Here is a 24,774-nt window from a genome sequence, read left to right as displayed (position 1 = left end):
GGAGGGGCGAACGATGAACGGTCCCATCGGGGCGTCGGCCACGGGGCCGGCCGAGCTGCTGGCCGTCTGGGAGTCCGGGCTGGCACAGCACCCGTCCGACCGCTCACTGCTGCTGCACCGGGCCGCCAGGCCCGGGGCCGGTACCGACGAACTGCTGTCGGTACCGGTCGGGCAGCGGGAGGCGGACCTGCTCGCGCTGCGCCGTGCGCTGTTCGGCGAGCGTATGCAGGTGCGCGTCGAGTGCGGCGCGTGCGGCGAGGAGATGGAGTTCGACCTCGACACCCGTGTGCTGGTCGCAGAGGCCGAACTGCCGCGGGAACCACTGCGGGTGACGGACGGTGAGTGGGTGGTCGAGTTCCGGCTGCCCACCGTCGCCGATCTCATGGCGGCCGCGGCGGCGTCCGGCCCGGCACAGGCGCGCGGCCGGCTCGTACGGGCCTGCACGGTTCGGGCGCTGCGGCACGGGGAACCGGTCGACGCCGACACCCTGCCCGAACTGCTGCCCGAGCGGGTGGAGCGACGGATCGCGGAGGCGGCGGCGGAGGCCGACCCGACGGCGGACGTGCGGCTCACCGTCGCCTGCCCCGAATGCGGCGCCGCCACCCCGGCAGAGCTGGACATCACCTCCTACCTGTGGACCGAACTCGACACCTGGGCGCGGGACCTGATGCTCGACGTCCATCTGCTCGCCACCGCCTACGGGTGGAGCGAGCCGGAGATCCTGGCGCTCAGCCCGCTGCGGCGTCGCTACTACCTGGAGCTGTGCGCAGATGTCTGACCACTTCGACCGGCTGCTCGCCCGGTACACGCCGCTGGGCGCGGCCGAGCCCGCGCCGGCGCGTGTGCGGCCGCGCCTGCCCGGACCTTTCGAGCGGGTCGAGGCGCTCCGGTACGGTCCGCCGGACCCGGACGAGCCCGCGGCGCTGATCCCGTCGGCCCCCGCGGCACCGGCCGCGCCGGCCACGACCGTGCGCCACGAGCACGAGGTGCGCACCGACCGTCACACGGTGGTGCGTACCGAGCGGATCCGGCCGGACGACTCCGCGCGGGCGGGGCGTGCGGCGCCGGAACCGCAGCCACGGCCCGCGACCACGGAACGGCCCCACGTACGGCCGGCTCCGCAGCAGCCACCGGCCCGCGCCGGGCGTCGCGGCCGCACCGCCGACACCGCGGACACCCCGCCGCCCGCCACGGCGGCCGCCGTACGGCAGCCGTCCGCCGCGGGGCCCCTTCCCGCGGCTGCCACCCCCGTGCCGCGCGGATCCGACACGGCCGCTGCCCGCGGCGCGGCCCGTGCCTCTGTCGGCCGCCGTGCGCCGAAACCGGCCGAGCGGGTCGTGCATGTGCAGATCGGCCGGCTGGAGGTCAGCGCCGCGCCGCCGCCCGGCCAGGACCGGCGGCCGGCGGCCCGCTCCGGCAGGGCCGCGCCGGCACTGACGTTGGACGACTATCTGTCACGCGCCTCACGCGGCGGGAAGAGGGACTGACGACATGAGCAACGCACTCGCCGTCGCGACGGTCACCCAGGCACTGAGCCTGCTCATCGCGGACAACCTGGGCCCCGAGATGGACCTCGCCGTCAACGTCGAGACGCGCAAGCCGCCGAACGAGCCGCCCACCGACCCCACCATCACGGTGTTCCTGTACCAGGTGACGCCCAACGCGGCCATGCGCCACGTCGACCTGCCCACCCGCGGCCCGGACGGCACCCTGCGCAAGCGCCCCGCCGCCGCCCTGGACCTGCACTATCTGATCAGCGCCTACGGGGAAGAGACCACGCTCGTCGGCCAGCGGCTCATCGGCTGTGTGATCCGCACGCTCCACGAGATCCCCGTCCTGCCGAAGGACGTCATCGAACTGGCGGCCCAGGCGCCGTACCTCGCGGGCTCCGATCTGGCCGCGTCGACGCAGAAGGTCCGCTTCACACCGACGGTGATGGACATCGACGAGACGTCGAAGCTGTGGGGGATGCTGCACCAGACCCCGTACGCCCTGTCGGTGGCGTACCAGGCGTCGCTGGTGCTGATCGAGGGCCGCGAGCGGCCGGTCCCGGCGAAGCCGGTGACGGAACGGACCGTACGGGTACTGCCGTTCGGCGCGCCCGGAGCGCCGGTGCCGCCCGGCTCCGGCACACCCCCCGAGGGCGCCGGGGACGCGCCCGAGAGGACCGCCGAGCCGGGTCGCACGCCAGGCGCCGAGGCGGGCGAGGAGGCGCCGGCGGCCAAGCGGTCCGTACCGGCACGCGCCCGCAAGGAGCAGCAGGCCGGCGGGCGCACGCCGGCGAAGCAGGCGGTCAAGCGGGCGGCGGCGTCGGGCCGTTCCCGTAAGGCGGGCGGACCCGACGAGCAACAGCCGCAGCAGGACGGAAAGAGCTGAGCCGGGGTGTCGCGGACGGGGGCGGGTGAGGACATGGGCACGTACAAGGAGGGCGGCGGCCCCGCCGGGGCGGCGACGCAGAGCCGCGCGCTGACGTCGGCGATCCAGGCGGTCCTGGCCCGTGTCGACGCGCACGCGGCACGGGCGGGGCTCCTCGGTGGGCACACGGGGGGCGGCGCCACCCGGCCGGCCGAAGGTCCTGAGGGCGCGGCCCAAGGAGCCGGGGCGAGCACGGGCCCGGCCGGCGCGGCCTCGGCCGCCCGGCCCCAGGACCCCGGTCCGGACCGGGCGGACACTGGCCGGTCGACCGCAGCGGCAGAGCCGCTCGCCGGCCCCGGCGACGCCGTCGCACGGCGCGAGGGTCACCGTGGCGACGCGTCCACCGCCGACGGGCCCACCGCGCTCGACGCGCTCGTGGCCTGCTTCGGACTCAGTTCCTTCGAACGGGACATCGTGCTGCTCGCCGCCGCGGCCGAGCTCGATCCCACCACCGGTGCCCGGTGCGCGGCGGCGTGCGGGGATCCCGAGCGGGGCCATCCCACGTTCTCCCTGGCCCTCGCGGCGCTCGACGCACCGCACTGGAGCGCGCTGACCCCCGTCGCGCCGCTGCGTCGGTGGCGGATCGTCGAGCTCGACGACGAGACCCGGCTGACCACCTCCCGGCTCCGCCTCGACGAGCGCATTCTGCACTTCCTGGCCGGCTCCCCCTACCTGGACTCCCGACTGCACGGACTGCTGCGCCGCACCGGCGTGCCGGACTTCCTCCCCACCTCGTACGACCTTGCGGCGAGCCGGGTCGCGGCCGGCTGGGCGGGCGCGGCACCGGGGGCGCCGCTGCGGGTCGAGCTGGTCGGCGGGGATCTGCGCAGCCGCGCGGACATCGCAGCGGCGGCCGCCCGCCGTTCCGGGCTCGGCCTGTACGAGATGTCGGCGGCCGACATCCCGGCCGCGCCGGCCGAACGGGACCGGCTGGCCCGGCTGTGGCAGCGGGAGGCGATCCTGCTGCCCGCCGCCCTGCTGGTGGAGTTCGGCGACCTGGACCGTGAACAGGCGGCGGCCGCCGATGTGTTCATCGAGAGCGCCGCCGTACCGCTCGTCGTTTCCAGCCTCGAACCGCGGGCGACGGACCGTCCGAGGGGCGAACGCGTCCTGGTGCCCCCTCTCGACGCCGACGAGCAGCTCGGCGTGTGGACCGACGCGTTCGCGTCGGTGCCCGAGGTGCCGGAGGCCGCCCTCCGTGACCTCGTCGCCCAGTTCTCGCTGCCGCCGCACCTTGTGCGTTCGGCCGGCGCGGCCGTCGCGCGCGACCTGCCCGGCGAGGACGAGCTGGACGCGACGGGGCTCGCCTGGCGTGCCGGCCTCACCGAGGCCCGGATGGGCATGGACGAGCTCGGACGGCGCATCGAACCGCAGGCCGGCTGGGGTGATCTCGTCCTGTCCGAGCGTCAGTTGAAGATCCTGCGCGAGATCGTGGCGCATGTGCGCCGGCGCCCCACGGTCTATCAGGAGTGGGGCTTCGCCCACACCCTGCGGCGGGGTCTCGGCGTCACCGCCCTGTTCGCCGGCGGCTCCGGCACGGGAAAGACGCTGGCCGCCGAGGTGATGGCGAAGGAACTGGGCCTGGACCTGTTCATCATCGATCTGTCCCAGGTGGTCAGCAAATACATCGGTGAGACCGAGAAGAACCTGCGAAAGGTCTTCGACGCAGCCGAACGGGGCGGCGCGCTGCTGCTGTTCGACGAGGCTGACGCGCTGTTCGGCAAGCGCAGCGAGGTCAAGGACAGCCACGACCGGTACGCCAACCTCGAGGTGAGCTATCTGCTGATGCGGATGGAGGCGTACCGAGGTCTCGCGATCCTGACCACGAACATGAAGCAGGCACTGGACACGGCGTTCATGCGCCGTATCCGTTTCGTGGTCGACTTCCCCTTCCCCGGGGAGAGCGAGCGGGCCGAGATCTGGCGCCGGGTGCTGCCCGCGCAGGCGCCGATGAAGGACATCGACCCCGAACTGCTGGCCCGGCTGACGGTGGCGGGCGGTTCCATCCGCAACATCGCACTGTCCGGCGCGTTCCTCGCGGCGGAGGAGGGCGAGCGGCTGCGGATGCGTCACATGCTGGAGGCCGCGCGCACCGAATATCTCAAGCTGGACCGCTCCTTGACGCCTTCGGAGGTCCACGGATGGGTCTGAACGAGGCTCCGCGCGAGGCGACCGTGCGGGTGGACATCGGCGAGCTGGCGCTCGACGGATTCGGCCGGGGCGTCGACGCCGAGCGTGTCACCGCGGCGTTCCAGGCCGAACTGACCCGGCTCGTACGCGAACGGGGCGTGCCGCTCGCGGCGGACGGCGGCCGTGCGCTGGACGGGCTCGCGGGGCTGCCGCCGCTGCCCGCGACCGCGTCCGCCCGCCGTCTGGGCCAGGAGCTGGCGCGCGCGGTGCACGCCGGTCTGTCCGGCCGGGGCGAGGTGACGTCATGAGCACCTCCCACTCGCAGGAGTCGCGGTCGGACCAGGCGGGCAAGCGGCGCAAGCGCAAGGACCGGGACAGGTCCGGCGCCCCGGAACCGAAGAACATCGTCAGCGGGGCGGGCCAGCCGCTGGACCTGAGCGTCCGCAGGGAGCTGGAGGAGCAGCTCGGGCACGACTTCGGCCGGGTGCGGCTGCACACCGACCGTGACGCGGGCGCGCTGACCGAGATGCTGGGCGCGGACGCGGTCGCCGTCGGCCAGGACATCTTCTTCCGCGAAGGCGCGTACCGGCCCGGCACGGTCGACGGACAGCGCCTCCTCGCCCACGAGTTGCTGCACACGGTGCAGAACCCGCACGGTCTCGGCACGCTGCGGGCCGGCCGCGACCTGGGCGCGGTGAGCCTGCCGCACCAGGCGATGGAGCGCGAGGCGGAGTCGGCGGCGCAGGGCCTCGTACGGGAGGAGGGCTCGGCGCCCGAGGTGGAGCCGGGGCAGACCACGCCGGGCTGGCTGCGGTACGCCCGCGTGGACGCCGACCGGAACCGGCTGGAGCAGATCGATCCCGCGACGCTGGTGGACCGGCTGGCGAACAGTGTGGTGCGGTCGCTGCGGGGCGACCCGGAGGACCGGTCCAGGCGGACCCGGCGTCAGCTCGCCCGGCTGCCCGAGGAGTTGCAGGACAGCGTCCTGGACCGGCTCGAGAGCCGACTGCTCAGTTCGGAGCACGAGAGGCTGCTGGACATCGTCGACGAGCTCGACGGCGACGAGGAGCAGGAGCAGGAACAGGGTTCGCTGGACGCCCCGCACGCCGAGAGCGATCTGTTCGACGAGGTGACCCTCGAGCGGGAGCAGGAGCAGCGGGCCGCGGAGGCGGAGCAGGAGGACCAGGAAAGGCCGGCCCCTGCGCCGGGCCCGGAGAAGGAGCACACGGACACCGAGGGCGCTCCCGGCAGCACGCCGCAGAACGGCGGTACGGCACAGGACGGCACGACACCGCGGGGTGGGCAGGCCCCGCAGGGCGGCGACCAGTCGGGCGCGGACCGCGGACAGGCGTCCGCCGGGCAGGAGCCGGCCGCGCCCGCCTCCGCCCCTCAGCAGGAGCAGTCGGGGGCCGCGGGGGGCGGGGCCGGTGGCGCCGGCGCGTCCTCCGGCGGCGCATCGGCGGCCGGGCAACAGGCGGGCGAGAAGAAGGAGTCCGGCGCCGAGGGCGGCAAGGAGGGCGAGGAGCAGCAGGCCGCCGCCCCGAGCGAGGAGGAGTCCGCGGCGAAGAACCGTCCGGGGGCGGTCGACGCGCTCACGGCAGGGCAGCAGATCAGGCCCGAGGACAAGGCGGGCCGGGACAAGCCCGGTGGATCGCCCACGGCAGCGGGCAGAGGCGTCCCGGACCCCGGCCCGTTCAGCCGGCTCGACGGCGTACGGAACCAAGACCTCGACGGTCCGCAGGACGAGGCCGAGGAGGAGCTGTCCGACAGCACCTCGGAGGTGGAGGTCGGCGGCGGGGAGAAGAGCGCCTGGGACATCAAGCTCCAGCCGGAGGACTTCCTGCCGGAACAGGACCTCGACGTGTCCGCCGTCCCGACGGCGGACGGCGCCGACCCTTCCGCCGCACCCGCGGTCCCGTCGTTCCCCGCTCCCCCGGTCACCAAGGCCGACAAGGTGCAGGCCGAGCGGGACGCGGAGGACGCCGAGGACGCGGCGGCCGAGGCCGAGAACGAGAACGACGAGGACGGCGCCGCCGCACCCGCGGACGGCGAGCCTTCGGCCGAAGAGGAGGAGAACGCGCCGGACGGCGCGGATCCCGGCGGGGCGGCGCTGGAGCGTGCCGCCGCGGCGCTGCCCGTTCCGGGTCCGGCGTCGAAGGACCCGAAGAGCGGCGCCGACCCGAAAGCCGGGCCCGTCGCGGCTCAGACGGCGGTCCAGGAGAAGCCCGGCACCTCGGAGAGCGCCGACCCCACCCGGGAAGCCGCCGCCAAGGAGGAGAAGGGCACCGCCGCCGCGGGCGACCGCCCGGCCGCCGCACAGGAGAAGTCGTCGCCGCAGGCGGCGGGCGGCACGGCGGGAGCGGAACCGGCGGCGAAGCAGGAGCAGAAGCCGCCGGCCCCGGCTCCCGCGGCCACGGGCGAGCAGGCCGCAGGCGTGCCGGCGCCCTCCCCCGCGCGGGACACCCATGTCACCGGCGGGTCCAACGTGGATACGCCCGGCGGGGTGAGCAACAACGCGGCCGGTGAGGCCGAGGGCCCGTCGTCGGACCCCGCTCCGGCACAGAGCCCGCAAAGCGGCCCGGCGCCCGCCCCTCCCCCGGCCCCCGCACCGACGAAGGCTGCGGCCGCCGCGCCGGCACCGGAGACCGCTCCGTCACCCAAGGCCGCGCCGTCCAGGCGGGCCGCACCCGCGCCCAAGGCGCCGCAGGGCGGAGGCAGGTCAGGAGGCCGTGGCGGGGCGGCGGCAGCCGCCAAGAAGGCGAAGAAGGACTCCGGGGCGGCGCCGAACCTCTCGGGCGTGTCCCCGGAGGCGGGTCTGTCCACCGCCTCGAAGCTGAAGCCCCACAAGGCCCTTGAGGCCATGGGCGGCGTGGGCGGCTCTGTGGACCGCACCGTCGGCGACGAGCACAAGACCCTGGCGTCGGCGCCGCCGTCGATGCAGCGCCCGGCGGGCGCTCCGAGGACGCTGGAGGGCAAGCCGAAAGCCGACGCCCCCGCCCAGTACTCCCAGGATCCGGCGAGGAAGTCCGAGGCCCCGAAGGAGGAGGAGGCCAAGGTCACGGGCGCAAAGGAGCCCGAAGGCCAGATCGAGGCGGAGAAGGCGGAGGAGCCAGGAGGCTGGGACACCTTCAAGATGGCCCTCGGCTTCGGCATCGGCAAGGTGCTCAGCTGGGTCGGCTTCGAGGTCGACGCGCAGGAACTGGCGGCCAAGTTCGCCGGCCTGCCGACCAAGGACGAGGCGCTCAAGCAGGCCCAGGCGGGCAACGCGCCGGGTGTGGAGATGTCCGGCGCCGCCGAGCAGACGGCCGGCGAGCAGGGCACGGCCGTGGACGCCAAGGGCCAGGACACCGTCACGACGGGCCGTGAGGACTCCGCCCGCCGAATGGGCGAGGACCAGGTCTACCCGAATGCTCCGAAGGAGCAGATGAAGGGGAAGGTGCCCGGCCCGGACGGCGGGAAGGCCGGCGTGCCCGAGGGCGGCGCGTCGACCGGGGCCGTGCCACCCGAGGCCGCGTCGGAGGTGGCCGAGCACGACCGCGGTCCGCAGTTCCAAAAGGCGTTCGGCGACGGCCAGAAGGGGATGTCGGAGGGCCGGCAGACCAAGGACCGGGACTTCCGCGACTCGCAGGCGAAGCACAAGGCGAAGGTCGACGCCGAGATCGCGACCAACACGCAGAGCCAGACGGGCGAGCGCGAGAAGGCGCTGAGCGACGTCAACACCCAGCGCGAGGACTGGCGCAAGGAGCAGGACGAGGAGCTCAAGAGCCTCGGCACCAAGAAGACCGAACGCCACGAGAAGGTCCGCAAGGACGTCAAGGACCGGGAGGAGAAGACCGACAAGGACGTCACCAAGGAGAAGGAGGACGGCGACAAGAAGATCAAGGACGAGAACACCAAGGCCGAACGCGACGCGGAGAAGAAGCGCGACGACAGCGTCAACGAATCGGGCAACTGGATCACCAAGGCCTTCGACTGGATCAAGCAGAAGGTCATCGAGATCAAGGACGCGATCGTCCGCGTCATCAAGGCGGCCCGCGACGCGGTCGTCGGCTTCATCAAGAACTTCAAGGAGACCGTCGAACGCTGGATCAACGAGGCCCGCAAGTTCATCGTCGACACGATCAAGCAGCTCATCGACGATCTGATCGAGTTCGCGAAGAACATGGTGCGGGCCGTCATCGAACTGGCCAACCGCATCCGGAAGTTCATCACGTCCCTGATCGAGGCGGCGATCGCCCTCGTCAACAAGCTCGCCACCATGCTGAAGCAGATCATCACCGATCTGCTGGACGCCATCGCCAAACTGCTCAGCGACATCCTGAGCATCCTCAAGAAGATGCTGATGGACGTCCTCAAGGCCGTCGTGGACGCGATCAAGACCGTCCTCGACTACGCCGCCAAACTGCTCAGCGCGCTCGGCGACTTCATGCTCATCGCGGTCGACTTCCTCTCCGACCCGGGCGGCTGGCTGAGCGGCGCGAAGAACTCCGCGGTGGACGGGGCGAAGAACCACCTGTTCCGTGAGGTCCAGGCGGCCGTGAAGTCGTGGTTCCAGTCGAAGATCGAGGAGATCCTCGGCATCCCGAAGGCGATCATCGAGAAGCTGATCAAGGGTGGCTACACCCTGGAGAAGATCGTCAAGGAGACGTGGGACGCGATCGTCCCGCAACTGCCCTTCATCATCGGCGAGATCGTCATCACCAAGGTCATCGCGAAGCTGATCCCGGGCGCGGGCTGGGCGATGGCCGTCATCGACGCGATCAAGGTCGCGATCGGCGCGCTGGGCGAGATCCTGCGCGCGATCGGCGCGGTCATCACCTGGTTGAAGGCCGTCCGCCAGGGCGGCGCCGGCATCCTCTTCGCGAAGGCGGTGGCGGCGGGCATCGTGGCACTGCTGGAGCTGGCCTACGAGGCGCTGCTGAGCGGTATCGGCAAGTACGTGGCGAAGGTGGGGCAGCGCCTGAAGGGCGTGGCGGCGAATCTGGGCAAGCCCAAGAGCGACAAGGACAAGAGCCCGGCGCCGCCGGCCGCGCCCCCCGGCGACAAGCGCGGCCCTGGCAAGGACCAGCAGGACCGGAACCAGCCGGCGACCACCCCTGCCACCACCCCCAAGAAGCCGACCTCACCCGCCCCGGGCAAGGACAGGACGCCGGAGGCCAAGCCGAAGACCACGACGCCGGGGAAGCCCAAGGCCACGACGCCGGGGCCGGCCAGGCCCAAGCCCTCGAGCGGCGACAAGAAGCCCGCCGGGGACAACCGGAACGGCAAGCCGCAGGACCGCACCGACGACAAGCCGGACACCCGCCCGACGCCGTCCCCGAAGCCGAAGGCGACCCCGACCCCGGCCCCCCGGCCGAAGCCGAAGCCCGACCCGTCGCCGGCGCCGGCGCCCAAGCCGAAGAGCGACACCCCGGGCCGATCGCAGGACAACAAGGACTCCACCCGCCCGAAGGACGACCAGGACTCCACGGCGCAGAAGCCCGACGACAGGACGACGTCGACCAAGCCCAAGGACCAGGACCCGGCCAAGCCCAAGGACCAGGACGCTCCCGGCAAGCCCACGAAGCCGAAGGACGCCGACGGCAAGGGACCCAAGCCGGACAAGGACGGCGCCCGACCCGGCCCACGTCCGTCCAAGCCGGGCAAGTCCGGTCCGGGTAGGCCGAAGTCGAGATCGGAGAAGGACGATCGCCGAGCCGAGGAGAACGGGAAGGATGCCAAGGAAGACCGGCTTCAGCGGATCATCGCCCGCATCCGTCCCGTCATCAACGCCAAGCTGGAGCCGGGGATCTCACAGAACACCCATGAAGCTCTGCTGGACGGCCTGCGAGCGCACCACCGGCTCACATCGCTCAGGAAATCGAACCGCGAGGACTTCACCATTGTGGCGCGGCTCAACCCTTCCGGAGTGGTGACCAGGGGGTACACCGACCGCCAGGATCACAACGACTACCGGGTCCGACAGGACGACGATGATCTGCCTCCGACGCGCGTCCCGGAGTTCAAGGACCGAGTGTTGCCGTCGAGTTTCAAGGGCCAATTCATCAACAAGAAGTACTCCGCCCGCGGCCAGTTCCCCTCCGGTGACCCGAACCGGACGAAGGGATTCGACTACATCGACCGCAACGGCCTCCAGGAGAGTTGGCCGGGCCAGTGGGACCGCATGCATTTGCTTCCCCGCGAGCTCGGGGGGCCCAACAGGGGTTCGAACTACGTACCCGCGCGGAACCCGATCAACAAGAACTTCTACGACGTCATCGAGAGCCACGCGGCGTCTGCCTTCGGCCAGAATTCACCCGATGATCCAAAGGTCCCCGGTTGGTACCGGATCACCGTGGCCCTCTACCCGGGCGGCCACGAGGACAGGCGATACCCCCCTACCGTCAATAATCCCCTGGGAGAGTTCCCGGAGGGCTTCCCTCAGGAAGTGAAGGCAGAATGGGGCCTGTACCAGCGGAAGGGCGGCGCCAACCGCACCGGGAAAAGCCCCAACGACTGGAAGGAACTCAAGGCCTCCATGGCACACGCCTACTCGTCTTTCGAGAGGCCACCGATTCCTGGCACGCCCCCGGTCCTGACGAACGTGAGCACGGAGAAGGATGTGGGCATAGTGAGGAAGGCCCTGGACGAAACACCGGAATTCGCAAGGGCTGTGATCGAACTGGCTCCCTTCGGCGGCGACATCAACAAATTGATCAGCAAGATGTCGAGCTACCGGTCCGGAAACAGGTCCCACACCAGGTTCAACAACCTGAAGGAAAGGCTGGAGCAGGTCAAGAAGCGCTACCCGATGCACTTCACCCTTTAATACGTAAGCGCAGACGCCTGCACGCCGCCACGCAGAGGACAGCACACCATGACATCACTGACCCGCCAGGAAGAAAAACTTCTCAACTCCTTCGAGGAAGTACGCCGCTGCGACCGGATCGAGGTCCACGCAGATTCCCTCGGCAGCCTCGGGAAGCCGTTCACGGCCATGCCGGCGCCGGACGAGTTCGCACCGGAGCTGGCGGGCGTCGAGTACGATGCCGACCTTTCGGAGCACATGGTCCGGTTCGAGACGTTCGCCAGTCACTGGTCGACGCGGTCGCCGCTCCCCGAATTCTCCGGCGAGTTCAGCCTCTCGCACCTGTTCGACGTCTTTTCGCAGCCCCCCAACCCTTGGGCGTCGATGGAGCCTACCGAATTCCGAAAGGAATTCGTGGGTAGCCTTAAGTGCATCGACAGCAGCCCGATTTCGGGGAGTGGCCGCATGTCCTTCCTGCGGGCCCAGCCGCACACGAACCCGTGGGAAATCTGGTATCAGGGCATGGCCGGTACAGGCGGCGAACCTTACCCACCCGGTTATGTGAAGCTCGAACTTTCCTACAGCCAGTACATCGAGACGCTTACGATCACCAAGGGAACATCCGGCTGGCAGTACCTGTTCGCGGACATCTCCCTGAGCGACTCCTCCTGGCGGCATGCCCGGGAACCCCTGCAGGCGATGCTGGACGTTTTCCCGGAACTTTTCCCCGAGTACGACTACGCCCCGCTGCGTGCCCGCCTGGAGGCCCGCCTGTGACCCGCTACGCCGACATCCCCAAGCCCATCCGCTCCGGCATCGTCGTCGTCGACCCCGAGCGCGGCACCCCCCAGCGCATCATCGTGCTCCAGTTCAACCCGGACACCCTCGAGCGCAGTCTCTCGCCCCAGGCCGCCGGAGGGTCCGGTGATGCCGGTGGAGGGGGCAGTGGGTCCGGGGACCGGAACGAGGCTCTGCGGCTGAAGGGGCCCGCGCACGAGACCTGGAAGTTCACGGCCGAGATCGATGCCACCGATCAGTTCGAGGTCGCCGCTCCCGACGGGATCCACCCCGAGCTCGCGACCCTCGAGATGCTCGTGCACCCGACGACCGCGCAGTTGCGCGAGGCGTCGCGGCTCACGAAGAAGGGGACCATCGAGATCAGTCCGATCGAGATGCCGTTGACCCTCTTCACCTGGGGGGTCAAGCGCGTCATGCCCGTGCGGCTCACCGAGCTGTCCATCAACGAGTCCGCGTTCGACGTGAACCTCAATCCCATCCGGGCGAGCCTCAGCATCGGCATGAAGGTGCTCAGCGTCAGTGATCTGCCGGCCGGGCACCGCGGCGCGGACCTGTACATGGCGCATCTCGCGCAGAAGGAGCAGCTCGCCAGGGCCACCCGCAGCGGCGGGCTCGCCGCGCTGGGCCTGGCCGGGCGCAACGGGATCAGCGGCATCACGGGGAGGGCCTGAAGAACATGGCAGAGATCGAGCCGTACGAGAGCGCCATGGACGCGATACCCGGCGCCCACCCCTACCCCCGCTCCAGTCGCTACCACGACGCCGAGATCGGGGTGCACCGCACCCCCGACGGCACCGAAGTGCGCTACACCAAGCGCCGGTTGCTGCCCCCGCTCGGCGACGAGCGTGCCGACGACGAGTCCGCGACGCACACAGTCAGCAGCGGCGAGCGCCCCGATCTGCTGGCGCAGCGCTACTTCGGGGACCCGGGCCAGTGGTGGCAGATCGCGGACGCCAATCCCGTGCTGGACCCCCACGAGCTGACCGACGAGGCGGGCCGGGACATCCGGATCCCGCACGCCGGCGGTTTCCCCGTCCCCGGGGACCGTTATGTCTGAGCAGCCGGTCGGGCAGGGGCCCATTCACATCACCCTGCAGACGGGGCCCCGGCTGACCCGGCCCGTGCCGCCGGAGGTCGTCGAGGCGCTGCTGTCCGCGCAGATCACGGCGACGGCCGGCGAACGCAGCGGTTTCCAGCTGGCCTTCGACCTCACCAAGACGGGCGCGCTGTCCCGGCGGCTGCTGCCAGAGGGGTTCTTCGACCCGAAGACCCGGGTGATCCTGTCGGTGAGCGTGAAGGGGACCCCGGAGGTGCTGCTCGACGGGCTGATCGTGCGCCAGGAAGTGGGAGCAAGCAACCAGCCGGGGCATTCGACGCTCACGGTGACCGGCGAGGACCTGTCGATCCTGATGGACCTCGAGGAGCACACCGACCGGTACCCGAACATGCGGCCGTCGCAGCGGGTCGGCCGGATCCTTGCCAAGTACGCGGACTACGGGATCGAGCCGCGGGTCTACCAGGAGAAGATCGAGCAGCCGCCGCGCGAACGGCTGCGGGTCGAGTACCAGACGGGTACCGACCTGGGGTACATCACCGAACTGGCCCGGGCCAACGGCTACATCTTCTATCTGGAGCCGGGCCCGCGCCCGGGCACCTCCACGGCGGTGTGGGGCCCGGAGCGCCGGATCGGGGACCGTCAGCACGCCCTGAACGTGAACATGGACGCCAACTCGACGGTGGACCAGCTGACGTTCGCGTACGACGGGACGGCGCGCGAGGAGCCCCAGGCACGCGTGCAGAACCCGGCCACCCGGGACAGCCTGCTCCTTCCGCAGCCGGACATCGGGCCGTTGCGCCCGCCGCTGGGGCGCCGGGCCACACCCGCGCTCCGGCGTCGGCGGCTGTCCGGCACGGCGAAGATGGAGTCGGAGCAGGCGCAGGCCGAACTGCTGGCGCGTGCCGCGCTGTCCGCCGACGCGATCTCCGGATCGGGCTCGCTGGACGTCAACCGGCACGGGTACATCCTGCGGCCGCGCGAGCTCGTCGGCGTCCGCGGCGCCGGGGTGACGTACGACGGCGACTACTACGTGAAGTCCGTGACGCACAACATCAGGCCCGGCTCGTACCAGCAGAACTTCACGCTCTCGCGCGAGGGGCTCATCGCCCGCAGCGGCACCGTGCGGCCGTAGACGCGCACCAAGGACCAGGGGACCAGGAGTAACCACGCATGGCTGCAGGACCGAACAACCGGTTTCTCGGCAAGTTCCGGGGGCGGGTGGTGAGCAACGACGATCCGCTGAAGATCGGCCGCGTCACGGTGCAGGTGCCGGACGTTCTCGGCAACGAGACCTCCACCTGGGCGCTGCCGTGTCTGCCGTTCACCGGGCCGGGCTCGGGGCAGTACGTCGTGCCCGCGAGCGGGGCGGGGGTATGGGTGGAGTTCGAGCAGGGCGACCCCAGCTACCCGATCTGGACGGGTTGTTGGTACGGGGACAGTGCGGAGCTGCCGCCGGACGCGCTCACGGGCGGTCCGGCGCACCAGAACGTGGTGATCCAGACGTCCGACAAGCACAAGCTGGTGATGGGCGACGTCCCGGGCGGCCACGGCATCAGGCTCCAGGCCGAGAGCGGCGCGTACATCCAGGTCGACGAGTCGGGCGTGACGATCGCCAACGGCCAGGGCGCCTCGATCGTGCTCAGCGGCGCCGAGGTCAACGTCAACGACGGCCGGCTGATCGTGCCGGGCAAGCAGTGACCGACAACGGGGAGAGAAGAGTCTTGTCCGGATACTCACGGACCTCGGGGAATTCCGGGGCCTCAGGAACCTGCGTCAGCGCGGCCTCCGCGCTGCACTGTCCGCACGGTGGCCGGGCGTTCGCCGCGGGCGCGTCCAGTGCCGTGCTCGTCGACGGGCAGCCCGTCCGCACGGCGTCCGACGTGTTCGTCGTGGCCGGCTGCGCGCACACCGTGAACGGTGTCCCGCGCCCGTGCACCAGCGTCCGTTTCAGTCCGCCGGAGCGTGGTGTGCTGGTCGACGGGGTGGCGGTGCTCCTGGACACGACGGCGGCGCAGTGCTTCGACGCCGCTCTCGTGCCACAGGGGCCGGCGGTCGTCTCCGGGGCCCGCCAAGGGGTGGTGTGCGGATGACGGTCCGACGACGCAGTGACATCGCGTTCCCGTTCCGCAGCGACCGGCGAGGTCGCACCGCGCACGCCGCGTACGACGAGCATGTGCGGGATCTCATCGAGCAGTTGCTGTTCACCAGCCCGGGCGAGCGGGTGATGCGGCCGGACTTCGGCTGCGGGCTGCTGGACCTGGTCTTCACGCCGAACAGCCCGGAGCTGGCGTCCGCGCTGGAACTGTCGGTGCAGGCGTCGCTGCAGCGCGTGCTGGGCGAGGTGATCGAGGTGGAGGCCCTGGACGTGGTCAGCGAGGAGAACGTGGTGCGGGTCCATCTGTCCTACACGGTGCGCTCCACCGGGAGCCGGCGTGACGACGTGTTCGAGGGGAGCGGGCCCGCATGAGCGGCGTGAGCGAGGAGTTGGTCTGCCGCACCGACGGCAGGCGGGGCAAGGTACGTGCGGCGCGGCTCGGCGGCGTGGACGCGGTGGAGGTGGGCGACGACGGTCTCACGCTCACCGTGACGTTCCTCGGGAAGGCTCCGCACGGGTTGTGCCCGGAGAACATCCGGATCGACGGCGGGCGTCGGATCACCGGGATCCAGGCGGTCGACGTCTCGGTCGAGCGGGAGGAGGACCCGGAGCTGGACGACCGGCTGCTGGTGACACTCGACCGGACCGGCGACACCAGCCGCTACCGGCTGTCCCTGGTGGACACGGACCCGTACGGGCGGCCGGGCACCGAGCCGTTCCCCGGTTTCGACCAGCGGTACTTCTCCGCCGGGTTCTCCTTCCAGGCCGACTGCCCCACCCCGTTCGACTGCAAGGACCAGCCGGGCGACTGCGCCCCCGATGTCCCGGACGCGCCGGTGGTGCCCGCTGCGCCGGTCATCGACTACACCGCCCGTGACTACGACTCGATCCGGCAGCTCATCCTGGACCGCCTGGCGCTGACGACCCCCGACTGGGTGGAGCGCAACCCGGCGGATCTGGGGATGACGCTGGTGGAGCTTCTGGCGCACACCGGCGACCGGATCAGCTACCAGCAGGACGCGGTGGCGACGGAGGCGTACCTGGACACCGCCCGGCGGCGGGTGTCGGTGCGCCGGCACGTACGGCTGATCGACTATCCGATGCACGACGGCTGCAACGCGCGCACGTTCGTGACGGTGGAGGTGGCGCGGGAACTGACGCTGCTGCCGGGCACGTTCCGGTTCGCGGCGGTCGACGTGCGCGGGCTCGGTCCGCGGGACCGGCCGGAGATCGGCACGGTGATCGACGACCGGGAGCTGGCGGTCCTCGGCGAGCGCGGTTCCGTCGAGGTCTTCGAACCGGTCGTCGCCGCCGAGCCGCTGGTGCTGCGCCCCGCGCACAACACCGTCCGGTTCTGGACCTGGGGCGAGGAGGTGTGCTCGCTGCCCAAGGGGGCGACGTCGGCGACGCTGCGCGACGAGTGGGCCGACGAGGAGTGCTCACTCCGACAGTTGCGCCTGGCGCCGGGCGACCTGCTGCTGATCGAGGAGGTACGCGGGCCGCGTTCGGGTACGCCCGGTGACGCCGATCCGGCGCACCGGCAGGCCGTTCGGCTCACCTCCGTCACCCCTGCCGTGGACACGCTGTGCGACCAGCCGGTGCTGGAGGTGACCTGGGCCGCACAGGACGCGCTCACGTTCCCCGTGTGCCTGTCCACCCGCGGCGGCAGGGACTGCGAACCGGTCGCCGACGTGAGCGTGGCGCGCGGCAATGTGACGCTGGTCGACCACGGCCGTTCCCTCACGTTCTGCGGCGGCATCCCACAGACGGTGACGGTGCCCACCGAACCGGCCCTGCTCGGTTCGTGCGATCCGTCCGGCTTCGGCTGCTGGGACGAGGACGCGGGCAACGCGGTCGCCGATCTGATCGGCGCCCGCCTGGACCAGACGCGGCGGGGAGGGTTGCTGACCGCCGGTCAGATACGTGAGCTGTTCGAGGTCGCCGGCGAGGAGGAGACGGGCCGGGCGGGACTCGGTCTCGAACTCGCGGGCCGCCGGCGGGAGAAGGTGGTGCCGGGTACGGCGTACGAGCAGGCGGAGGCGCTCGAGACGCTGCTGGCGCAGCTGGTGTACCCGGGCATCCGGCGCCGGTTCCGTCCGGCGCTGCACCGCTCCCCCGTCGTGCAGGCCGTGCCGTTCCCGCTGTCCGCGCATGTGTCCGCCGGTCAGGCGGACCGGCTCGCCGCCGTCCCGGGACGGGTGCGGCACCGGCTGGTGGAACTGTGGCGCAGCGCCCGTGACTGCGACGGTCTCACCGAGGCGGAGATCGGCGAGTTGACGGTGCTGTTCGGGCTGAGGGTGCTCGAGCGTTTCGAGTTGCGGCGTCATCCGGTGGCGGCGCTGCGGGAGTTGCTGCACCGCAGCGAGCGGCTGCTGGCCGCGAAGCTGCGCCGGCTGGAGGTGCTGACGGCGCGGGCCCGTGCGGGCGCGGTGCTGGACGGCGGCATCGCCTGGGAGGTCGCGCACACCTGGGGCCCGGCGTACGCGTCGGGTCTCCATCCGGACGAGCCGGAGCTGCGCGGCCCGGCCGCCGCGCTGCGGCAGGATCCGCGGGAGGCTCTGCCGGCGGTCAGGGTCGTCGACCGGGACGATGTCTGGTCTCCGCGGCGGGACCTGCTGGGCAGTGGGCCGCGGGAGCGGCACTTCGTCGGCGAGCTGGAGGACGACGGCCGGATCGCGCTGCGGTTCGGCGACGGCCGGCACGGGGCGCGGCCGCGGCCGGGAGCCCGGCTGGAGCTGCACTACCGGCTCGGCGGCGGTACGGCCGGCAATGTCGGCGCGGAGGCCGTCAACCATCTGGTGCTGTGCCGTGAGCCGGACGCGTCGGACTCGGGCGAGGCGATGCCTGTCGCCGGGGTGCGCAATCCGCTGCCGGCGGTGGGCGGCACGGAGCCGGAGCCGCTGGAGCAGGTGCGGCAGCTGGCGCCGCTCGGTCTCAAACGTTCGCGGCTGCGTGCGGTCACCGCCGAGGACTATGCCGCGCTGGCGTCGGCGGTACCGGGTGTGCAGCGGGCGGCGGCGGAGATCCGCTGGACCGGCAGTGTGCAGGAGGCGCATGTGGCGGTCGACGCGTCGGCGGCCGGGGAGCCCGGCCCGAAGCTGCTGGACGCGGTGGCGTACGCCCTGGAGGGCTGCCGGCGTATCGGGCACGACCTGGTGGTGGGTCCGGCGCGCAGTGTGCCGCTGGACGTCGCGATCGAGGTGTGCGCGGCGCCCGGTCATCAGCACGGTCAGATCCTCGCCGAGCTGTACCGGCTGCTGGGGAGCCGGCGCCTGCCCGGCGGGCGGCTCGGCTTCTTCCACCCGGACGCGCTGACCTTCGGCGAACCGGTGCGGCTGAGCCGCCTGGTGGCCACGGTAGCCGCCGTGCAGGGAGTCGAGAGCGTGCGGGTGACACGGCTGCAGCGGCTCTTCGAACCGACCGCTTCGTATCCGGACCACATCGACGACACGGCACTGGAGGCAGGCGTGCTGCGGCTCGGCCCGCTGGAGATCGCGCGTTGCGACAACGACCCCGACCGGCCCGAGAACGGGCGGCTGACCATCGAGCTCGGCGGAGGTGCGCGATGACCGGCGCATGCGGCTGCGGCTGCGGCGGCCACGACGAGCGTCACGCGCCGAGGGCGGTGTACACCCCGCCGGGCCGCAGCGCTCTGGAGTACCGGGTGGGCGAGTACGGCTCGTTCCTGGCGGCCATGCTGGACCGGCTGGCCTCGCCCGCCTACCCGGCGCTGCGCGGCCTGACGGCCCGTACGCCCGACGATCCGGCCATCGGCCTGCTCGACTCGTGGGCGGTGGTCGGTGATCTGCTCACCTTCCACTCGGAGCGGATCGCCGACGAGGCGTATCTGCGGACCGCGAACGAACACCGTTCGCTGGCCCTGCTGGGCCGGCTGGTGGGGCACCGGCCGAGGCCGGGGGTCGCCGCCGACACCCATCTCGCGTACTCGCTCGACCGCGATCCGCGGGACCCGGACGTCTCCGTGGTGATTCCGCGGGGTGCGCGCAGCAACAGCGTGCCGACCACGTCGGGCGAGGACTCGCAGGTCTTCGAGACGAGCGAGGACCTGACGGCGCGGGCGTCGTGGAACACGCTGTCGGTACGCAGGCGCAGGCCGTCGCTGCTGACGCCTCAGGATCTGACACGGCGGTCGGAGATCTTCGTGTCGGGCACGTCCACCGCGCTGACGGCGGGCGACCGGCTGCTGTTCGTCTTCGCGGGCGAGGAGGGCGGGCCCGAGGGGCGGCGGCTGCTGCTGCCGGTGGCCCGGATCCGTACCGACCGCGAAGACGACGTGACGGCGATCGGGCTGCCGCAGTCGGCGCCGCCGATGCTGGCGGAGCTGGTCGACGAGCTGCGCGAGTGGATCACGGAGGACGAGCGGGAGGTCGAGGACGGGGAACCGACGCCGGCCAACCCCAATCCGCGTCCGGTCAGCCGGTACATCGAGGAGTTCGACGCCCAGGTGCTGGCGCCGCTGCGGGCCGACCTGGACGCGATCGGTACGCCCGCCGCGTTCGCCGCGCGTCTCGCGGAGCCGCACGACCGGCTGGCGGAAGCACAGGCGGTGGCCGCCGCCCACGAGGACGTGGCCGCCTGGTTCGAGCAGTTGGAGGCGGTGGTCGGCGAGCTGCGGGAGCGGGCGGCCGGCCTGGAGCCGTCCCGTCCGGCCCCGTCCGACGGGACGCGACCGTCAAAGGGGGCGTCGGCGCTGCGGGCGCTGGGCGCGGTGCTGCCGGCCCTGCGCACCCGCGAGGTACGGCCCGGTGCCGGCCTCCGGCGGGCGGCGGGCCGGCTGCCGGTCGCCGGCTCGGAGCTGGGCGCGCAGTTGCTGGGAGCGCTCGATCCGCGTGTGGCGGACGGAATGTACGCGGCTTGGCGGCAGAGCGCCCCGACGGCGCCCGCGCTGCTGCGTGAGCTTCAGGCGATGCGTTTCACGGGGGCGCCGTTCGGTGCGACGGCACCGCTGCGGCCGGTGCAGGACGACCGGGGCCGGGTGATCCGGCAGGCGGACTGGCCGCTGACGGGCGCGGCGCTCACCACCATGCGCGTGGTGTACGACCCGGCGGGACGGGTGCCGGTGCGCGCCGAGTTCCAGCACACCGAGACCGGTTCGTCGGTGCAGGTGTCGGAGAACCTGCCGTCGGAGAAGTCGTTCGACCTCGGTCCGGGCCGGATCACGCTGCGTACGCGGGCCGCTCAGGACCACGATCTGAGCTGGCTGAGCCGAAGGCCCGCGGACTCGCAGGAGCCCGGGGTCACCGCGCAGTTGTACGACGGTCTGCCGGACCGGACGCTGTTCGTGTCCCGTCCGGGCGAGGACGGCCGGGTCCATGTGGCGGTGAACAACGGTGACACGAAGGCCTGGCACCTGGCTCCCGGTGAGCACCACCAGATCCGGCACGGTGACTTCGAGCTGACGGTGTCCTACACGGTCGGCAGCGAGCCCGCGAACGTCGTCATCGGCATCGCGACGGTGCCGGGGCCCGCGAACCGCCATGTCCTGCCCCTCGACTCGGTCCGGGACTCGATCGCGGTCGGCAGTTGGGTCGCGATCGAGCGTCCCGGCAAGGGCGCCGAAGGCCCGGACGGGATCCCGGGCGACGAGAGGCTGAGGTTCGTCACCACGCGGGTCACCGCGGTGCGTACGGCTGTGTACACCAACTACGGCATCACGGGCCGCGGTACGGAGCTGACACTCGCCGATCCGTGGCTGGACGAACACGATGTGCTGCTGTCCAACATCCGCGACACCACGGTGCACGCCGACGGGCAGCCGCTGCGCCCCGCCGACGAGCCCCTCGGCGAGGACGTGCACGGCGACGAGCTCGAACTCGCCGAGCTGTACGACGGGTTGCGGCCCGGACGGCATCTGATCGTCTCCGGTGAGCGGACGGACGTGCTGCCCGGCTCCCCGGGCGCTTCGGGAGTAGCGGGCACGGAGCTGGTGGTCGTCGCGGGGGTGGAGCAGGTCATCGATCCGCGGCTGCCGGGCGACCACGTGCACACCCGGCTGCGGCTCACCTCGAAGCTGGCGTACCGCTACCGCCGTGACACGGTGCGGGTTCTGGGCAACGTGGTGGCGGCGACGCACGGCGAGAGCCGCGACGAGCCGATCGGCAGCGGGAACGCGGGCCGGCCGAACCAGACGTTCGCCCTGTGGCAGTCCCCGCTGACGTGGCTGCCCGCCGGCAATCCCCTCGGCGCGACACCGGAGCTGGAGATCCGCGTCGACGGGCTGCTGTGGCACGAGGTGGACAGCCTCGCCGGGCGCGGGCCGCGCGACCGTGTGTACGTCACGGGCACCACGGCCGACGGCCGTACGACGGTCACCTTCGGCGACGGGGTGCACGGCGCCCGGCTGCCCACCGGGAGCGAGAACGTGCGGGCCCGCTACCGCTTCGGCACCGGCCGGGCGGCGAACGTGCGGGCGAACCGCATCACCCAGGCGGTCACCCGCCCGCTGGGCGTCACCGGGGTGACCAACCCGCAGGCCGCGACCGGCGGCGCGGACGCCGACGGGCCGGGCCTGACCCGGCGCACGGTCCCGCTCGCCGTGTCGGCGCTCGACCGGCTGGTGTCGGTGAAGGACTACGAGGACTTCGCCCGTTCGCGGGCCGGCATCGGCCGGGCCGTCGCCCGGGAGGTCTTCGACGGCCGTCGCCAGGTGCTGCATGTGACGGTGGCCGGCGTCGACGACATCCCGGTCGCCGGTGACTCCGACGTCCTTCGGGCCCTGCGTTCCTCGCTGGCCCGGTACGGCGACGGGCGGCTGCCCGTGCGGGTCGACGTCCGCGACCTGGTGCTGCTGCTCCTCGCGGCGAAGGTGAAGGTCGCACCCGACCACACCTGGTCGATCGTGGAACCGAGGCTCCGGCAGGCCCTGCTGCGCACGTTCGGCCCTGAAGGCAGGGAGCTCGGCCGTCCGGCACGGCTGTCGGAGGTGATGGCGACGGCCCACCGGGTGCCGGGGGTGGACCACGTCGACATCGACGTGTTCGGCGGCGTCCCGGCCTCCGTCACCGCGGACGGACTGGCCGGCCTGGCGGAGCGCCTCGGCGGGCCGGCGGCCACGGTCCCGGCCCGGCACGCCGAGTACGACGAGGTGGTGCACCGCGTCACCGCCGACGGCGGCGAGACGCTGACGTCGGTCGCGGGCCGCCACGGCATCCCGCTCGCCGAGCTGCTGCGTCTGAACCCGGACATCACCGACACCCGGCGGCTGGAGAAGGGGCGGCGGGTGTTCGTCTTCCGCGGTGTCCGGCCGGCTCAACTCGCCCTGCTGACACCGCAGGTGCCCGACACGCTGATTCTGACGGAGGTCACCGCATGAGCAGGGAACCGGACGGTCTCGCGGAGCTGCTGCCGCAGTGGCACCGGCTGCGCGACGCCGAGCGCGGGGAGCCGCTGCGTGCGCTGCTCGCGGTCATCGCCGAGCAGGTCGATCTGGTGCGGGACGGCGTCGAGCAGGGGTACGAGGACCTGTTCGTGGAGACGGCGGCGCCCTGGGTGCTGCCGTATCTCGGCGACCTGGTGGGCTACACCCCGCTGCCCGGGTACGAGCGGGTTCCGACCGGCGGCCTGGGCGGCGCCGGCGGGGAGGAGTCGCGTCGGCGGCTCGCCGAGGCGCTCGCCCCGCGCCGTGACGTGGCCGCCACCGTCGCCCACCGGCGCCGCAAGGGCACGCTGCACCTGCTGGAGGAGATGGCGCAGGAGATCGCGGGATGGCCCGCCAGGGCCGTCGAGTTCTCCCGGCTGGTCTCCCACCACCAGCCGGTGCGGCTGTACGGGTCGGGGTCGTCCGCGGCCGACTCCCGCCGACTGGAGCGCGGCCGGCTGGCGGACGTACGGGACGGTGCGCAACTCGACCTGGCGGGAACCCCGTTCACCGGAACGGCCCGGTCCGTGGATGTGCGCAGGGCGGGCTCGGCGCGGCGGCAGGGCGGTCCGTCCCCGGCCGGTCTGGGGCTGTTCGTGTGGCGGCTGAAGCCGTATCACGTCACACGGGCCCCGGCGTACTGCATCGACCGTGCGCGCAGCCTGTACACGTTCTCCATCCTCGGCAACGACAGCCCGCTGGTGACGAAGCCGGTGCCCGAGCCGTCGGCGACGCACATCGCGACGATCGACAACGTGCCCGCGTACATCCGGCGCCGGCAGCTCGCCGACCGGCTCGCGGACCTCTACGGTCCGGGCAAGAGCTTCACGATCTGGCGGGACGGGCAGGACGAGCCGGTCCCGATGTCGGACATCGTCGTCGCCGACCTCTCGCAGTGGCGCTACCGGCCGCGGCGTGGCCAGGTGGCGGTCGACCCGGAGCTCGGGCGGATCGCCTTCGGTTCACGTTCCGCGCCGCGGCAGGGCGTGTGGGTCACGTATCACTACGCGTTCGGGGACGACACGGGCGGTGGCGAGTACCCACGCGAGCGGGACACCTCGCCGGCGGCGGAGTTCTACCGGGTGGGACCCGGGCAGCGCTTCCAGAAGATCATGGACGCGTACGAGGAGTGGCGCGGCGACCGGCGGGCCGGCCGTTGCGGCCCCGAGGGCGTCATCGAGATCACGCACAGCGGCGCCTACCAGGAGCAGCTGGACTTCGACCTGGAGCGCGGCGACCGGCTGGAGCTGCGGGCCGCCGAAGGATGCCGTCCGGTGATCCGGCTGCTCGACTGGTACAGCAACCGTCCCGACGCGCTCAACATCCGCGCCCAGGACGACTGCCCGCCGGGACGGGACGCGCCGCGGATCGTCCTCGACGGGCTGCTGGTCGCCGGGCGCGGGCTGAACGTGAGCGGCCCGGTCGGTGCGGTGGTGCTGCGGCACTGCACGCTGGTGCCCGGCTGGTCGCTGGAGCCGGAGTGCGATCCGCACTCGCCCGAGGAGCCCAGCCTGGTCCTGGAGCGGACCACCGCCTGTGTGCAGATCGAGCGGAGCATCCTCGGCACCATCGAGGTGATCGGCGACGAGGTGAACCACGATCCGGTGCCCATCCACATCCGGGACAGTGTCCTCGACGCCACCGGCCACGACCGCGAGGCGCTGTCCGCGCCGGACTGCCGCCTGGCGCACGCCGTGCTGCACGCCCATCGCACGACGGTGATCGGGGAGGTGCACACGCACGCCGTCGAGATCGGCGAGAACAGCGTCTTCACCGGGCAGATGCGGGTGGCCCGGCGCGGTGTCGGCTGCCTGCGGTACTCGTACGTGCCGCCGGGATCCCGCACTCCGCGCAGGCACCGCTGCCAACCTGACCTCTCGGGCGGCGAACCGCTGCGACCGCTGTTCACGAGTGAGCGGTACGGCACACCCGCCTACGGCCGGCTGTCCGACGCGTGCCCGCCCGAGATCCGCCGGGGCGCCGACGACGGCTCCGAGATGGGCGTCTTCCACGATCTGTACGAACCGCAGCGCGAGGACAGCCTGCGGGCCCGGCTCGCCGAGTACACCCCGGCCGGGACGGACGCCGGGATCATCCCCGTCACCTGAGACGAC

16 protein-coding genes are annotated in these 24,774 nt (G+C 72.2%); all 16 read left to right on the top strand.

The window, feature by feature from the left end; all coding sequences use genetic code 11:
• Positions 1–13 precede the first annotated feature (13 nt).
• Genes ACIPJI_RS12170 through ACIPJI_RS12095 form a run of 16 tightly spaced genes read left to right on the top strand, consistent with a single transcriptional unit; the run spans position 14 to position 24,768 of the window.
• The gene (locus ACIPJI_RS12170; protein ID WP_402245950.1) at positions 14–778 is read left to right on the top strand and encodes a hypothetical protein; all 765 of its coding nucleotides are present in this window, start codon (positions 14–16) and stop codon (positions 776–778) included.
• Positions 771–1,487, top strand: a complete 717-nt coding sequence (locus tag ACIPJI_RS12165) for a hypothetical protein (RefSeq protein WP_402245948.1) — start codon at positions 771–773, stop codon at positions 1,485–1,487. The genes ACIPJI_RS12170 and ACIPJI_RS12165 overlap by 8 nt, the downstream gene beginning before the upstream one ends.
• A 4-nt stretch (positions 1,488–1,491) precedes the next feature.
• Positions 1,492–2,376: a Pvc16 family protein gene (locus ACIPJI_RS12160; protein WP_402245947.1), complete on the top strand. Its 885-nt coding sequence runs from the start codon at positions 1,492–1,494 to the stop codon at positions 2,374–2,376.
• 33 nt (positions 2,377–2,409) lie between these two features.
• Positions 2,410–4,566 (top strand): ATP-binding protein, encoded by a 2,157-nt coding sequence (locus ACIPJI_RS12155; RefSeq protein ID WP_402245945.1) that lies wholly within the window; start codon positions 2,410–2,412, stop codon positions 4,564–4,566.
• The gene (locus tag ACIPJI_RS12150; RefSeq protein ID WP_364594496.1) at positions 4,557–4,853 is read left to right on the top strand and encodes a hypothetical protein; all 297 of its coding nucleotides are present in this window, start codon (positions 4,557–4,559) and stop codon (positions 4,851–4,853) included. The genes ACIPJI_RS12155 and ACIPJI_RS12150 overlap by 10 nt, the downstream gene beginning before the upstream one ends.
• Entirely contained in the window at positions 4,850–11,353 is a 6,504-nt protein-coding gene (locus ACIPJI_RS12145) for a DUF4157 domain-containing protein (protein WP_402245943.1), read from the top strand. The genes ACIPJI_RS12150 and ACIPJI_RS12145 overlap by 4 nt, the downstream gene beginning before the upstream one ends.
• 48 nt (positions 11,354–11,401) lie before the next feature.
• Positions 11,402–12,109 (top strand): hypothetical protein, encoded by a 708-nt coding sequence (locus tag ACIPJI_RS12140; protein WP_402245942.1) that lies wholly within the window; start codon positions 11,402–11,404, stop codon positions 12,107–12,109.
• On the top strand, positions 12,106–12,801 hold the full coding sequence (locus ACIPJI_RS12135; RefSeq protein WP_402245940.1) for a hypothetical protein: 696 nt from the start codon (positions 12,106–12,108) through the stop codon (positions 12,799–12,801). Before ACIPJI_RS12140 ends, ACIPJI_RS12135 begins: the two co-directional genes overlap by 4 nt.
• A 5-nt stretch (positions 12,802–12,806) precedes the next feature.
• Positions 12,807–13,187, top strand: a complete 381-nt coding sequence (locus ACIPJI_RS12130) for a LysM peptidoglycan-binding domain-containing protein (protein WP_402245938.1) — start codon at positions 12,807–12,809, stop codon at positions 13,185–13,187.
• Positions 13,180–14,319, top strand: a complete 1,140-nt coding sequence (locus tag ACIPJI_RS12125) for a hypothetical protein (protein WP_307704815.1) — start codon at positions 13,180–13,182, stop codon at positions 14,317–14,319. The genes ACIPJI_RS12130 and ACIPJI_RS12125 overlap by 8 nt, the downstream gene beginning before the upstream one ends.
• A 38-nt stretch (positions 14,320–14,357) precedes the next feature.
• Positions 14,358–14,885 carry a phage baseplate assembly protein V gene (locus ACIPJI_RS12120; RefSeq protein WP_307704816.1) on the top strand — a complete coding sequence of 176 codons (528 nt, stop codon included), beginning with the start codon at positions 14,358–14,360 and terminating at the stop codon, positions 14,883–14,885.
• 23 nt (positions 14,886–14,908) lie between these two features.
• On the top strand, positions 14,909–15,277 hold the full coding sequence (locus tag ACIPJI_RS12115; RefSeq protein ID WP_307704817.1) for a hypothetical protein: 369 nt from the start codon (positions 14,909–14,911) through the stop codon (positions 15,275–15,277).
• A complete protein-coding gene (locus ACIPJI_RS12110) occupies positions 15,274–15,654 on the top strand; it encodes a GPW/gp25 family protein (RefSeq protein ID WP_402245936.1) in 381 nt (126 codons plus the stop codon). The genes ACIPJI_RS12115 and ACIPJI_RS12110 overlap by 4 nt, the downstream gene beginning before the upstream one ends.
• On the top strand, positions 15,651–18,851 hold the full coding sequence (locus ACIPJI_RS12105) for a putative baseplate assembly protein (protein ID WP_402245934.1): 3,201 nt from the start codon (positions 15,651–15,653) through the stop codon (positions 18,849–18,851). The genes ACIPJI_RS12110 and ACIPJI_RS12105 overlap by 4 nt, the downstream gene beginning before the upstream one ends.
• Complete coding sequence (locus ACIPJI_RS12100; protein ID WP_402245932.1) at positions 18,848–22,615, top strand: putative baseplate assembly protein; 3,768 nt, start codon at positions 18,848–18,850, stop codon at positions 22,613–22,615. The genes ACIPJI_RS12105 and ACIPJI_RS12100 overlap by 4 nt, the downstream gene beginning before the upstream one ends.
• A complete protein-coding gene (locus ACIPJI_RS12095; protein ID WP_402245930.1) occupies positions 22,612–24,768 on the top strand; it encodes a hypothetical protein in 2,157 nt (718 codons plus the stop codon). The genes ACIPJI_RS12100 and ACIPJI_RS12095 overlap by 4 nt, the downstream gene beginning before the upstream one ends.
• Positions 24,769–24,774: the final 6 nt, after the last annotated feature.

Source organism: Streptomyces sp. NPDC086835, from assembly GCF_044745705.1.
GTDB lineage: Bacteria > Actinomycetota > Actinomycetes > Streptomycetales > Streptomycetaceae > Streptomyces.
This window is presented reverse-complemented; position numbering and strand designations above follow the sequence as displayed.